The 12,573-nt window shown below is 68.0% G+C and carries 11 protein-coding genes; 1 reads left to right on the top strand and 10 read right to left on the bottom strand.

Annotated features, from left to right (window positions below):
• Positions 1–14: 14 nt before the first annotated feature.
• The 5 genes from FL344_RS18705 to trmFO are packed head-to-tail and all read right to left on the bottom strand — an operon-like array spanning position 15 to position 6,621.
• Complete coding sequence (locus FL344_RS18705; protein ID WP_141619482.1) at positions 15–296, bottom strand: hypothetical protein; 282 nt, start codon at positions 294–296, stop codon at positions 15–17.
• 28 nt (positions 297–324) lie between these two features.
• Positions 325–1,227, bottom strand: a complete 903-nt coding sequence (locus FL344_RS18700; protein ID WP_141619481.1) for a tyrosine recombinase XerC — start codon at positions 1,225–1,227, stop codon at positions 325–327.
• Positions 1,228–1,277: 50 nt separating this feature from the next.
• The gene (locus FL344_RS18695; RefSeq protein WP_194863158.1) at positions 1,278–3,548 is read right to left on the bottom strand and encodes a kinesin; all 2,271 of its coding nucleotides are present in this window, start codon (positions 3,546–3,548) and stop codon (positions 1,278–1,280) included.
• A gap of 59 nt (positions 3,549–3,607) precedes the next feature.
• Positions 3,608–5,251, bottom strand: a complete 1,644-nt coding sequence (locus tag FL344_RS18690) for a PD40 domain-containing protein (protein WP_141619479.1) — start codon at positions 5,249–5,251, stop codon at positions 3,608–3,610.
• Positions 5,248–6,621: a methylenetetrahydrofolate--tRNA-(uracil(54)-C(5))-methyltransferase (FADH(2)-oxidizing) TrmFO gene (gene trmFO / locus FL344_RS18685; RefSeq protein WP_141592099.1), complete on the bottom strand. Its 1,374-nt coding sequence runs from the start codon at positions 6,619–6,621 to the stop codon at positions 5,248–5,250. The genes FL344_RS18690 and trmFO overlap by 4 nt, the downstream gene beginning before the upstream one ends.
• Positions 6,622–6,892: 271 nt before the next feature.
• Here trmFO and FL344_RS18680 point away from each other — a divergent pair, with 271 nt between their 5' ends.
• On the top strand, positions 6,893–7,285 hold the full coding sequence (locus FL344_RS18680) for a TraR/DksA family transcriptional regulator (protein WP_090492898.1): 393 nt from the start codon (positions 6,893–6,895) through the stop codon (positions 7,283–7,285).
• 42 nt (positions 7,286–7,327) lie between these two features.
• Here the strand turns inward: FL344_RS18680 and FL344_RS18675 are convergent, their stop codons facing one another.
• The 5 genes from FL344_RS18675 to FL344_RS18655 form a co-directional block, all read right to left on the bottom strand.
• On the bottom strand, positions 7,328–7,909 hold the full coding sequence (locus FL344_RS18675) for a biopolymer transporter ExbD (RefSeq protein WP_141619478.1): 582 nt from the start codon (positions 7,907–7,909) through the stop codon (positions 7,328–7,330).
• A 3-nt stretch (positions 7,910–7,912) separates the two neighbouring features.
• Positions 7,913–8,434 carry a biopolymer transporter ExbD gene (locus tag FL344_RS18670; protein WP_011553060.1) on the bottom strand — a complete coding sequence of 174 codons (522 nt, stop codon included), beginning with the start codon at positions 8,432–8,434 and terminating at the stop codon, positions 7,913–7,915.
• Between the two features lie 20 nt (positions 8,435–8,454).
• A complete protein-coding gene (locus FL344_RS18665; RefSeq protein WP_026114210.1) occupies positions 8,455–9,192 on the bottom strand; it encodes a MotA/TolQ/ExbB proton channel family protein in 738 nt (245 codons plus the stop codon).
• Between the two features lie 160 nt (positions 9,193–9,352).
• Positions 9,353–11,923: a type I DNA topoisomerase gene (gene topA, locus FL344_RS18660; RefSeq protein ID WP_141619477.1), complete on the bottom strand. Its 2,571-nt coding sequence runs from the start codon at positions 11,921–11,923 to the stop codon at positions 9,353–9,355.
• Positions 11,924–11,934: 11 nt separating this feature from the next.
• The coding region (locus tag FL344_RS18655) for a DNA-processing protein DprA (protein ID WP_194863157.1) at positions 11,935–12,573 on the bottom strand (639 nt) is incomplete at its 5' end.

The following is a 12,573-nucleotide window of genomic DNA, read 5'->3' as shown; positions in this document are numbered from 1 at the left end:
CCCCAGGCTCGACGTCACGACCGCTGGCGCGCCAATAGCACCGGCAAGCCCCACTGCACGCCCAGATGGACGAGGCAGAGCGCCGCGAGGACTGGGGCAAAACAGGACAGGGACAACGCCGAGCGAATGGCGCAGAACGGGGCGTAGAACAGCAATGCAACCACGGGAACGCCCGAAGCCATCCGCTTTCTGCGTGCTGTCCTCACCAACAGGAACACGGTGAACCCGTCTGCCAACAAGCCCAGTGCAAGAAGGAACCAGGCCAGCCCGTTCGCGATGGCAAATAGTGTCCCCATCACGCGACGTCGTCTGGTCGCCGAGCACTCACGCCCGCGGATGCGCGGAGTCGTAGACCTGCTGGAGCTGCTCCCACGTCACCTGGGTATACCGCTGCGTGGTGGACAAGCTTGAGTGGCCCAGCAGCTCCTGGATGCTGCGGATGTCCGCGCCCCCGCCCAGCAGGTGCGTGGCGAAGGAGTGACGCATGGCATGCGGGCTCACCTTCCGCGTCAGCGCGCACTTCAGCACGTATGTATCGAGGTGCCGCGCGATGCTCCTCGGCGTCAGGCGTCCTCCCCGGAAGTTGAGGAACATCGCCTCTGGCGCCTGATCCTTCCGAATCGTGGCCAGCAGCTCTCCCCGCCTCGCGAGGTACGCCTCCAACGCCCGGATGGACTGCGCGTTCACGGGCACGAGCCGCTCCTTGCTCCCCTTGCCCATCACCCGGACGATTCGCCCGCTGCGGTCGATGTCCAGCAGGTCCAACCCGCACAACTCACTGATACGCAGGCCGCCGCCGTAGAGCAGCTCCAGAATCGCCCTGTCCCGCAGCCCGAGCACCGTCTTCACATCAGGCATGTCCAGGATGGCGAAGACCTCCTCCACCGGCAGCACCTTGGGCAGCGCCTTCGGCAGCTTCGGACTCTTCACCAGCTTCGCGGGGCTCGCGGGCAACAGCTTCTGCCGAACGAGGTACTTGTAGAACGACTTGATGCTCGCCAGCCGCCGCGCCCGGCTCGCCGGGGCGTGGTCCGTGCTCAACGTGCCCAGGTAGCCACGAATCGCCGCGTGCGTCCCCGACAGGAGCGACAGCTTCATTCGCTCCACCAGGTAGCGCTCGAAGTCCACCAGGTCGATGAGGTAGTTGCGCACCGTGTGCGGGGACGAACCCTTCTCGTCCTCCAGGTGGGCGCGGAACTTCTCCAGCAGCGGCGACAGGCTCGTCATCGAGGACGAGCCTACGGGCCGGAGAAATCCTGGCAAGATTCGCGGTGAGCCTACGGTGCCTTGGCCGGAGCCGCGGCAGGCGCTGCCGCCGCCGCAGCAGCCGCAGCCGGCTCCGCCTGGGACGGCAACACCGCCAGGCAGGTGTCCTGGGACAACCAGCCCGCGTGGCAGAACCAGGTCAGCAGCGGAATCCGGACCTGCCAGAGCAACACGAAAATCACCGCCAGCGTGATGGCCAGCTTCGTCCACCCGGACGCGCCCTCCGCCTCGTCGTCCTCCTGCTGCCGGACCAGCGCCGAGCGCACCATGTCCAGGCGGTCCACCCGGGCGTTCGAGGGCAGCTTCGGACGGCGCGTCACCAGCGAGGACAGCTCCGGCGTCAGCATCAGCCGGTCATTCAGCGCCCAGCCCGAGCCTTCCAACAGCAGCGCCAGGTTGCGCCGGCGCAGCTTCAGCCAGCCCAGAAGCCCCGCCGGGGCCATGACGACAATGGCAATCAGCGTCGCCGCGGAGATGAGGTCCACCAGCGTCAGCGACTTCACCTGCGTCATGATGAACGCGAAAGACGAGCCCAGCGCCGCAGCCGCCAGGCCGCCCGCCGCCACGATGCCCGCGAGCCCGCCCCCTGGAGGTGCTGCGGCGGCTGCAGCGGGAGCCGCGCCCGCCGCCGGAGGAGGCGCCACCGGCGGCGCATTCGTCGCGTGCGTGTAACTCTTCTCCAGCGTCGAATCGAACGTCTTCTCGCCCGCCGACGCCAGGCCCTCCACCTTGCTGGTGATGAACTCGCCGATGCGCGCGAAGGGCATGGTCATCGACTCCCACAGCGACACGGGCTGACGAACCACCTGCGTCACGATGGCGTCGCTCTCCACGCCGTCCACGTCGTAGAAGACGCCCCGCTTGCCCACCGCGAGCTCCGTGCTCCGGCCGCTCGTCACCGGCACCGCGACTTCATACCCGGGCGTCCCGTCCTTCGGCGCCACCTGGACGTAGAGGATGCAGGTGGTCCCCAGCGAGGTGAGCGCGGAGTGCGCGGCCCGGTTCGTCACCAGCACCGACAGCGTGTACTTGCGCCCGCCCAGGATGAGCGTCCCCTTCTCCACCAGCGCCAACCGCTTGGGCATGTAGAGGTTGGGCATGCTGATGAAGTTGTTCGCGAACAGCAGCAGCCAGCGCTGGTAGAGCACCAACCGCTCCAGCTCGTTGACGGCATCCAGCGTGGGCTTGAGCGCGAGGTCCGCCGCGCTCGCGGCTTCCAGGGCATCCAGGTCCGCGTCCGAAACCGACGGCAGCGTGTCCACCAGCTTGCGCACCGGGTTCGCCTCGAGCTGCGCCTGCCACGCCAGCACGCCATCCGCCTTCGCCGCCAGCCCCCGCCACGCCGAGTCCGACAGTCGCTGCGAATCCCCCGTCATCGGTGTGGCGACGTCCGTGTGGAACGCCTCCAGCACCTCGTACGCGGGCCCGCGCAGGAGACGGGACCACTCCAGCACACCCGACGCATCCGGCGGCGCGATGGGCAGGTCCCCCGCCGCCTTCCCCAGCGCCGCCACGTCACCCAGCGCGCCCTCCACCCGCTCCGCGCGCAGGCGCAGGCTCGCCGCCGCTTCGGGCTGCGCGGCCACCAGCCGGCACTGCACGAAGTACGCATCCAGCAGCGGCGCCACGTCGCGCACGCGCTTCGCCGTGTCTAGGCTGATGTCGCCCCAGACGAACGCCGCGCCCTGCTTCTCCCGGTGCTCCCGCAGCTTCGCGCGCTCCTCGCGGAAGCGAGCCACCAGCGCCGCGTCCACGCCCGCCTTGCCTGCCCGGTTCGTCAGCGCGGGAAAGCTGGCCATCAGCTCCTGGGCCAGGGGCCGCAGGTGCTCGGGCAGGTGCTCGGGCGCGATGATGCCATCGCCGTTCTGCCCGGCCTCGCGCAGGGCCTTCTCGCTCTCGCGAACCTGCGCCAGGGAGATGCGCCCGGTGTCCGTCGCCTTCAGCGTCCGGAGAATCATCTCCGCCGCGCCGCGCAGGGGCCGCGCCTCCTCGCTGAGCGCGTTCAACTCCAGCACGTCACTGGAAGCATCCGCGCCGCGCCGGTCCTTGAGCTGCTTGGCGGCCCAGTCCACCGCCGTGCGCACCTCCGCCACGCGGATGCGGCCGTTGCCGTCCGAGTCCATCAACGTCAGCAGGCGAGGGTCACAGCTCAAGCCCTCCAACGGGCACGCCGTGGCAATCCACTGCGTTTCGGGGATGCGGATCGCCTCCACCAGCACATCGAAGGAGGGAATGTCGACCTGGAGCGAGCCGCCGTAGCGGCGATAGATGAGCGAAGCCATACAGGCGGAGGAAGTAAGCACACCGCCCGACGAATCGCACGATCCTCAACAATCAAAAGCTACAGCGTCGCGGGGACGCTGTAGATGCCGGCCTTCGGGCCCTGCGTTATCGCGTACACGGCCAGCGAGTCATTCTTGCCCCCGAAGGACACCGGCACCTGGACGCCCTGGTCCAGCGTCTTCCGCGCCTGGGTCTTCACGTCGTACACCGCCACATCGTAGGTGTCCGAGTCCATGCGGGCATACGTGACGAGCACCCGCTGGCCATCCTCGGACAGCTTGTAGCTGAAGATGCCCTGCAGCCACGTGCGGGGGTCCGCCTGCCGGGGCAGGTCCATGGCCATGAAGTCACACGAGCGTCCATTGCGGATGCAGTTGGAGCGGAACACCACCTGCCCGTTGCCCGGCGTGAAGCCATAGCCAAAGACGCCCTGCTGCACCTTCGCCGCCCGATCCTCCCCCAGGGTGTACAGCATCAGGTCCACCGAGTACGCGGGCTTGAGAATGCGCGAGAGGAACGCCACATAGCGCCCGTCCGAGCCCCAGACGAAGTTGGGCACGCGGCCGCCCACCTGCTTCGTCGTGCCGTCCGGCAGCGCGGCCACCGACATCAGCCCCGCGTTCGCAGTCGAGTCATACTTCTCCAGGAAGCCCACCGCCTGCGAGTCCGGCGAGAAGGCCAGCTTCTCCACCTGCACGCCCAGCTTGCGCCCCGGGCCCCCCGCCGCCGGGCCCAGGTACAAGTCTCCTGGCACGTTCGGCTTGCCGTTCTCCGTGCGCGCCAGCCACTTGCCATCGGGCGAAAAGGCAAACACACCCGAGGCCACCGCCAGCCGCTTCGCCTTCAGTTCGGGCAGCTCCGCCAGGTACAAGTCATACAACCCTCGCACCGACTCGCTGCGCACCTGGAAGGCCACGCGCTGGCCATCCGGGGAGACTTCGTAGTCCCCCACCTGGTCCCCCACCTTCACGGGCGGCGCGTCTGGCTTCTCCACGGAGATGGCCGCCATGCCCCCCGCCGCGGACAGCCGGCGCTTGAAGAGCAGCGTCTTGCCGTCCGGCGTGAACTGGGCGGTGCTGACCTCCGCCGCCACGTCCGTGAAGGGCCCTGACGGAAGCGTGCCCAGCTTCAGCTTGCCCCCATCCACGTAGGCCAGCTTCGTCCCATCCGGGCTGGGCAGCATGTAGCTGACCGCCGTGCCCAGCATGACGGGCTCCGCCTTCGCGTCATCCAGTGACGCCACGTTCAGCGCGCCCGACTGCGTCGCCGGGTTGTAGCCGGTGAGGAAGAGGACGTGCTTCGAGCCCGGCGCCACCAACTGTCCGCCGGGGACGTTCGTCACGCCCTCGCCCAGCTTGCGCGGCTCGCCGCCCTCCACGGGCACCACGTACAGTTCGCCCAGCACCATCTGCGGCGGAATGCCGTCCAGCGCGGGCTTCTTCCCGTTGACCAGGTACGTGGCGAAGCGGCCATCCGCCGTCACGCGCAGGTCCGTCACCCGGCCCGAGGCCAGGAGCGTGCCCTGCCCCGCGCCGGGGGCACCGGGCGGAGGTGGCTTCTCCGCCGCCGCGGCGGCCTTGGCGCGCCGCACGCCCGGGGCCTCCGAGCCGCCATTTTCGCCCTGCTTGCAGCCCGTGCCCGCCATCACCAGCGAGGCCATCAGGCCCGCGGTCCACAGCCGCCCCTGCCGCATCCGCATCATGCGCTCCTCTGATCCACGTGCTCGGGGGCGCCCGCCGCCGGGACGCCCGCATGCGGCAGCCATGCCGCCAGGTCCTGCTTCGCTCGCGCCGAATACGCCGCGCGCTTCTCCGCCTTCTTCATCCGCCCGGTCACCGGCGAAAAGATGCCGAAGCTGATGTTGGAGGGCTGGTGCGGGTAGTCCGGCGGGTGCGCTTCGCCCGTCACGTGCCGCAGCAGCGCACCCATCGCCGTGGTGGCCGGCGGCGGAACGAACTCCGTCCCCGTCAGCCGTGCGTGCAGCGCCAACGCCACCAGGTATCCACATGCCGCGCTCTCCACGTAGCCCTCCACGCCGGAGATCTGCCCCGCGAAGTAGAGCCGGGGCTCCGTCTTCAGCGACAAGTCCTTCGCCAGCAGCCGGGGCGAGTCGATGAAGGTGTTCCGGTGGATCTGCCCCATCCGGAGGAACTCCGCTTGCTGAAGTCCGGGGATGAAGTTGCTGAAGATGCGCTTCTGTTCACCCCAGGTCAGCCGCGTCTGGAAGCCCACCATGTTCCAGGACGTGCCGCCCACGTCCTCCATGCGCAGCTGCACCACCGCGTAGGGCTCCTGGCCCGTGCGCGGGTCCCTCAGGCCCACCGGCTTCATGGGCCCGTAGGCCAGGGTGTCGTCGCCACGCTCGGCCATCACTTCAATGGGCAGACACCCTTCGAAGTACTTGGGTTCCTCGAAAGCGTGCGGCACCACCTTCTGACCCGCCTTTACCTCGGCGATGAAGCGGTAGTACTCGTCCTTCGTCATCGGCAGGTTGAGGTAGTCGTCCCCGCCGCCCTTGCCGTAGCGGCTCTGGCGGAACGCCACGTTCATGTCGATGGAGTCCGCCGACAGGATGGGCGCGATGGAGTCATAGAAGTAGAGCCGGGTGCCCACGTGGCGCTCCAGCTCCCGCGTCAGCGCATCCGACGTGAGCGGTCCCGTGGCAATCACCACCGGGCCGTCCTCGGGCAGCTGCTCCACCTCGCCGGCCACCAGCTCCACGCCGGGCTGGCGCAGCAGGGACTCCGTAATCGCGGCGGAGAAGCGCTCGCGCTCCACCGCCAGCGCGTCGCCCGCGGGCACCCGGTTCGCGTCCGCCGCGCTCAGCACCAACGAGCCCAGCGCGCGCAGCTCCGCGTGCAGCAGGCCAATGGCGCTCTCCGGGTTGTCCGAGCGCAGCGAGTTGCTGCACACCAGCTCCGCCAGCGTGTCCGACTTGTGCGCGGGAGAACGCTTCTGGGGCTTCATCTCCCGCAGCACCACCGGCACCCCACGGCGGGAGAGCTGGTAGGCGCACTCCGTCCCCGCCAGGCCGCCGCCAATCACCGTCACCCGCTGCTTCTGATCCGCCATCCGCTTCCTCCAGGCCCGCGCCGCGCGGCGTCCAGCAACTGTTAGCAGGACTGACACGCCCTGGCCCAGCGTCGATTCAACCGTGTGCGACCCCACGCTCTCGCTCCGGATTCGCGCATGGCCGGTTGCCCACCGGCCCACCTCCGCCTCCCGCTGGAAGGCGCGGTTTCCCTACCTGGGTTGCACCCCTACGTTTCTCGCGTTCGCTGCTCGGGGGCGGCCTGCATCCGGGCGAGCGCCACTGAACTCGTAGACTGGGAGGACCGAAGCCATGGCGACCCGCCGAACCCTGGACCTGAACCGGATCCGCGAACTCCTGCAACGCCGCCGCCGGGAGATCCTCAGCGCCAACGAGGGGGCGCACCGCGAGCTCACCGCCCTGAAGAACCAGGAGCGGGACCCCGAATACGAAGAAAACGCCCAGTCCGAGCTGGCCGACTACACCCTCTCCAGTCTGATGGAGTCGCAGCGGCGCGAAATCATGCTCATCGACGCGGCGCTGCGCCGCATGGAGATGGGCGTGTTCGGCGAGTGCGTGGACTGCGGCTTCGAGATTCCCATCGAACGCCTGGAGGCCCTGCCCTTCGCCATCCGCTGCGAGGAGGACGCCAGCATCCACGAACTCGAGACGCGCGGCGGCCCCATGGCCAGTCCGTCTCTCTGAGGCGATGCGAGCGCGCGCTCCCGGTGCCGCCCCGGGGGCGTGCTACTCGCCCTCTTTCTGGAGCACCACGAAGCGGTAGTTCTCCAGCTCGTTCTGCCCCGCCGTGTAGAGCACGGTGAGGAGCATGTCGTAGGGAATCTTCTTGTCCGCGATGACGGACAGCTCCCCGCTGAAGGGCGCCGACGGGTTGCGCGCGGCGATGTACTTCAGCTTCTCCACTTCCTTCTTCAGCTGCGCATCCAGCGGCAGCACCAGCCGCCCCTGGAGCTTGTCGGCCGGGAACTGACCGTTCTGCAGCCGCAGGACCTCCCGCTCCCCCACCAGCACGTTCCTGGGCGTGATGGTGACGGCCACGGTGTCCTTGGGCGTGGCGCGCGTGGAGGACACGGGCGGACGCACGTCCTCGGACGCCGTCACCGCCGCGGACGACGAGGCGAAGGACTTGAGCAGGAACACCAGGAGGATGGTCATCATGTCCATCATCGCGGTGATGTTCAGCTCCTTGATCTCCCCCGCCGCCTCGCGCTCCTTGCGCTTCTTGCGCGCCAGGGCCCGGCGGTAGCTCAGCCGCGCCACGGCTTCCGCGTCGGGCGCTTCCACGGCGGATGTCGTCGGGTCGCCCATGGCTCAGATGGCTCCCAGGGTGACGTCCGGGAACAGCAGCCGGCGCTCGCGGCCCTGCGTCTCACGGATGGCGTCCAGCGTCTGCGTCAGCGTCTCATAAGGGACGTCCGGGTCCGCGCCCACGATGACCTTCGTCTCCTTGGGGAAGGCGGACTTGATCTCCACCATCTTCGCGTTGAGCGCGGAGAAGTCGTGCGCGCCGTCCGCCTTCACGGGGATGGTGGGCGTACCCGCCTCCCCGAGGATGGCGTTCTCGCTGCTGACGAAGTGCCCCTTCTTGGAGATGAGCACGGAAAGCGTCAGCTTCGGCGCGTCGTCCGGGTTCTCCTGGGCCATGCCCGTCGTCGGCGCACCATAGGCGGGGGCGTTGACGTTGATGATGCCGAACGTCGCCAGGCCGGTGATGGACAGCAGCATGAAGATGATGAGGTTCATGAGGATGTCGAGGTACGGGACGATGTTCAGCTCGCCCGCCTCTTCTTCCTCACGGACCTTCAGCTTGCGCCGGGAGTAGTGGAACGCCATGGCCGCGTGCCCCTGCGCTCTTACGAAGCGCGCGCCTCGAGCTCCGTGGTGGCCGGGTCCACGGAACCGCGGCGCGACAGGAGGTTCTCCAGCTTGAGCGCGTTGAGCTCCAGCCCCTCCACCATGCTCTTCGCGTACGACGTGAGGAACAGGTGGAAGATGATGCAGATGACGGCGATGGAGAGCGCGAAGGCGGTGTTGTTCATCGCCTTGGAGATGCCGTCCGACAGCAGCACCTGCTTCTGCTCCGCCGGCACGTTGCCCAGCGCCTGGAAGGTGCCGATGAGGCCGAAGATGGTGCCCACCAGCCCCACCAGCGTGGCGATGTTCGCCAGGGACCACAGCCAGGGGATGCGCTTGGACACGTTCGGGCTGTGCTCGACGATGGCTTCTTCCACCGCCTTGGAGACCTCAATCTCACCGCGGTTGGCGTTCACCAGGCCCGCGCGGACCACCTTGGCCAGCGGCGCGTTGGGCGCCATGGCGCACACCTTCACGGCGCGGTCCAGGTTGCCGCTGCGCACCAGCTTGGCAATCTGCTCCATGAAGGGCGGCGCGTTGAGGTTGTAGCGGAACACCAGGGTGACGATGCGCTCCAGCGCGACCGCCAGCGAGCACGCCAGCCAGAACAGGTTCACGAACATGAACGGTCCGCCATCCTTGAAGAACTTGATGACGGAGTCCGTGACGCCCAGCTTGCCCCCTTCCGTGGCCGCGAGGGTCACGTCCAGCAGCAGCTCGCTTACCGAGGGAATCATTGCGCCCAGAGTCCTTTCGACGCCCGCCCCCCGGGGCGCGCCCATCCGGAGGCGGGCACCCGTTCGACGTTCCCGGGGAGGGAGCAGCCTGGACTTCTAGGGCGGGCCCGCCAAGGCTGTCAAGCCGAGGGCGGGCCATGCCCATGTAACTACTGGGCTTTCAAGCAGCCGAGGAGGCTTCGGGTGACCCACCCGGGCCCCCGGGCTGCTCGGTGATTTCGCGCCGGTAGTCGCACTCCTTGTTGGGGCACGCCACGTACGGGCCGTCCCGCTTGGAGAACTTCTGGAGCAGGTAGGGGGACGCGCAGGTGGGGCACGGCTCGGCCAGCGGCCGGTCCCAGGCGGCGAACTTGCAATCCGGGTAGCGGTTGCAACCGAAGAAGATCTTTCCACGGCCGCTGCGGCGCTCCGTCAGGTAGCCCTCCTTGCACTCCGGGCACGACACGCCAATGGAGATGGGCTTGGACGTCTTGCAGTCCGGGTAGCCGGAACAGGCCAGGAAGCGCCCGAAGCGGCCCCGCTTGATGACCATGGGCTTGGTGCACTTCTCGCACACCTCGTCGGTGGTCTCCTCCTCCACCATGACGATCTTGCCCTCGGCGTCCCGCTTGAAGTCCTTCGTGTTCTTGCAGTCCGGGTAGTTCGAGCACGCGAGGAAGTGCCCCATCTTCCCGAACTTGATGACGAAGAGGTTGCCGCACTTCTCGCAGGGGATGTCCGTCTTGATCTCCTCCCGCTTGACGTCGCGCATCTCCGCTTCGGCCTTCTCGAGCGTCTCCTTGAAGGGCCCGTAGAAGTCGTGCAGCACGGACTTCCAGTTGGCGCCGCCCTCGGAGATCTGGTCGAGCTTCTCCTCCATCGTCGCCGTGAAGGTGACGTCCAGCTCGTGGGGGAAGTGCTTGACCAGCATCTCGTTGGTCATGTTCCCCAGGTCCGTGGGCCGGAAGCGGCCCTCCAGCTTCTCCACGTACTTCTTGTCCTGGATGGTGGAGAGAATGGCGGCGTAGGTGGACGGGCGGCCGATGCCGCGCTCTTCCAGCTCCTTCACCAGCGTGGCCTCGCTGAAGCGCGGGGGCGGCTGGGTGAAGTGCTGCTCGTGGAGCAGCTTCTGGAGGTTCAGCGCGTCACCGTCGTTGAGCACCGGCAGCTCGCCCACGGCGTCGGCGCCCTCGGCGTTCTCGTCACCGGCGGCCTTGGCCTTCTCCTTCTCCGCCTCTTCCTCCGGCGTCAGGCCGGCGCCGTACACCGCCAGGTAACCGGCGAACTTCAGCGTGCTGCCCGAGGCGCGGAAGGTGGCCCGGCCCGCGGCGATGTCCGCGCTGGTCTGGTCATAGACGGCGGGCTTCATCTGACACGCGACGAAGCGGTTCCAGATGAGCTCGTAGAGGCGGTACATGTCCTCTTCGCCCATGGCTTCGAAGAAGGGCTTCACCCGCTCCGGCGGGTACTCCAGCGACGTGGGCCGGATGGCCTCGTGCGCGTCCTGGGCGCTCTTCTTGGTGCGGTACACCATGGGCTCGTCGGGCAGGAAGTCCTTGCCGTACTTGCCGTCGATGAACTCGCGCACCTGCTTCACCGCGTCGTCGGACAGACGGGTGGAGTCCGTACGCATGTACGTGATGAGCGCCGTCTGGCCCTCGTCACCCAGCGGCACACCTTCGTAGAGGCGCTGCGCCAGCGTCATCGTCTTCTTCGCGGTGAAGGACAGCCGGTTGGCCGCCTCCTGCTGGAGCTTGGAGGTGATGAAGGGCGCGGGCGCGTTGCGGCGGCGCTCGCGGCGGTCCACCTTGGCCACCGAGAAGCTGGCCGACTGGAGCTCGGCGACCAAGCCCTCGGTGATGGCGCGGTCCTTCAGCTCCACCTTCTTGCCGTCCACCTTGGACAGCTTGGCCTTGAACGGCGGCGGGCCGGAGGGGCCCTCCAACAGCGCGTCCAGCGTCCAGTACTCCACGGGGACGAAGGCCTTGATTTCGTCCTCGCGCTCCACGATGAGGCGCACCGCCACGGACTGCACGCGGCCGGCGGACAGGCCCCGGCGCACCTTCTTCCAGAGCAGCGGGGAGATTTGATACCCCACCAGCCGGTCGAGGATGCGGCGCGTCTGCTGCGAGTCGTAGTTGTCCTGGTTGAGCTGGCGCGGCTGCGCGATGGCTTCCTGGATGGCCTTCTTGGTGATTTCGTTGAAGGTCACCCGGAGCGCGTCGGGATGCGCCAGCTCCTCCTTGATGTGCCACGCAATGGCCTCGCCCTCGCGGTCGGGGTCCGTGGCCAGGAAGACGCGGTCGGCCGACTTCGCCATCTTCTTGAGCTCGTTGAGGACCTTCTCCTTGCCCTTGATGACCGTGTACTCGGGCTGGAAGTCGTGCTCCACGTCGACGCCCATCTTGCTCTTGGGCAAGTCCTTCACGTGGCCCACGGAGGCCTTCACCGTGTAGCCGGAGCCCAGGTACTTCTTGATGGTCTTCGCCTTGGCGGGAGACTCCACGACGACCAGGTAGTGCGGGCCCTTGCCACGGGGCGTGGCCTCCTCCTCCGCGTCTGCTTCCACGGTGGGGAGTTCGTCCTCGTCGCCCTTCTTGGTGCGGCGGCGAGCCGCCGTCTTCTTGGCGGCGGTCTTCTTCTTGGCCGCAGGCTTCTTCTTGGCGGCCTTCTTGGCGGCGGCCTTCTTGGCGGGCGCCTTCTCCTCGGCCGCCTCAGTCTCTTCCACCTTCTTCTTCGTCCGCGTGGCCATGACTCTCCTACCTAGATTCTCTCGTACAGCCTTCCGGGGTGCTGGATGACCAGTCCCGTCAATTCCAACTCCACCAGCGCGCTGGCGAGCGCCGCCGGTGAGAAGGTGCTGCCGACCAGCACCTCGTCGAAGCTCCGGGGAACCCGGTCCAACATCGCGAAGGCCCCCTTCGCTTCCGCGGAGAGGTCCTCCCATGAGCCCATCGTCCCAGGAGGAACCGCCGCCAGAGGGTCGACTTTCAGCACCCTCCACACATCATCCGGGCCCAGGCAAACCGCCGCCTCCCCGTCCCGCAGCAATGCGTTGCAGCCGGCCGCCTCCTCCTGGCGTACGTCACCGGGCATCGCGAACACCGGCCGCCCCTGCGCCCGCCCCGCCTCCGCCGTGTACAGGCTCCCCGAATCCTTCCCCGCCCTCAGCACCAAGACTGCGTCGGATGCCCCGGAGATGAGCCGGTTGCGCCGGGGAAACGTCGTGGTGCTCGCCCGGACGCCGGGAGGCAGCTCGCTGAAGAACACGCCCCCTCGGTCCAGGAAATGAGGAAGCAGGCGAGCTTGCGCCGTGTCGAGTGCATCCAGGGCGGACCCCAGGAAGGCCCACGTCTCTCCCCCCTCATCCAGCGCGCCCCAGTGACAGGCCCTGTCTCTTAT

The organism is Myxococcus sp. AB036A, assembly GCF_006547355.1.
GTDB classification, from domain to species: domain Bacteria; phylum Myxococcota; class Myxococcia; order Myxococcales; family Myxococcaceae; genus Myxococcus; species Myxococcus virescens.
The sequence above is the reverse complement of the archived record's forward strand: the minus strand, read 5'-3'. Positions and strand labels throughout refer to the sequence as shown.

Excerpts from the sequence above, each read along its gene's own strand:
- FL344_RS18705 (WP_141619482.1), bottom strand. The coding sequence starts at position 296 with ATGGGGACACTATTTGCCATCGCGAACGGGCTGGCCTGGTTCCTTCTT.
- FL344_RS18700 (WP_141619481.1), bottom strand. The coding sequence starts at position 1,227 with ATGACGAGCCTGTCGCCGCTGCTGGAGAAGTTCCGCGCCCACCTGGAG.
- FL344_RS18695 (WP_194863158.1), bottom strand. The coding sequence starts at position 3,548 with ATGGCTTCGCTCATCTATCGCCGCTACGGCGGCTCGCTCCAGGTCGAC.
- FL344_RS18690 (WP_141619479.1), bottom strand. The coding sequence starts at position 5,251 with ATGATGCGGATGCGGCAGGGGCGGCTGTGGACCGCGGGCCTGATGGCC.
- trmFO (WP_141592099.1), bottom strand. The coding sequence starts at position 6,621 with ATGGCGGATCAGAAGCAGCGGGTGACGGTGATTGGCGGCGGCCTGGCG.
- FL344_RS18680 (WP_090492898.1), top strand. The coding sequence starts at position 6,893 with ATGGCGACCCGCCGAACCCTGGACCTGAACCGGATCCGCGAACTCCTG.
- FL344_RS18675 (WP_141619478.1), bottom strand. The coding sequence starts at position 7,909 with ATGGGCGACCCGACGACATCCGCCGTGGAAGCGCCCGACGCGGAAGCC.
- FL344_RS18670 (WP_011553060.1), bottom strand. The coding sequence starts at position 8,434 with ATGGCGTTCCACTACTCCCGGCGCAAGCTGAAGGTCCGTGAGGAAGAA.
- FL344_RS18665 (WP_026114210.1), bottom strand. The coding sequence starts at position 9,192 with ATGATTCCCTCGGTAAGCGAGCTGCTGCTGGACGTGACCCTCGCGGCC.
- topA (WP_141619477.1), bottom strand. The coding sequence starts at position 11,923 with ATGGCCACGCGGACGAAGAAGAAGGTGGAAGAGACTGAGGCGGCCGAG.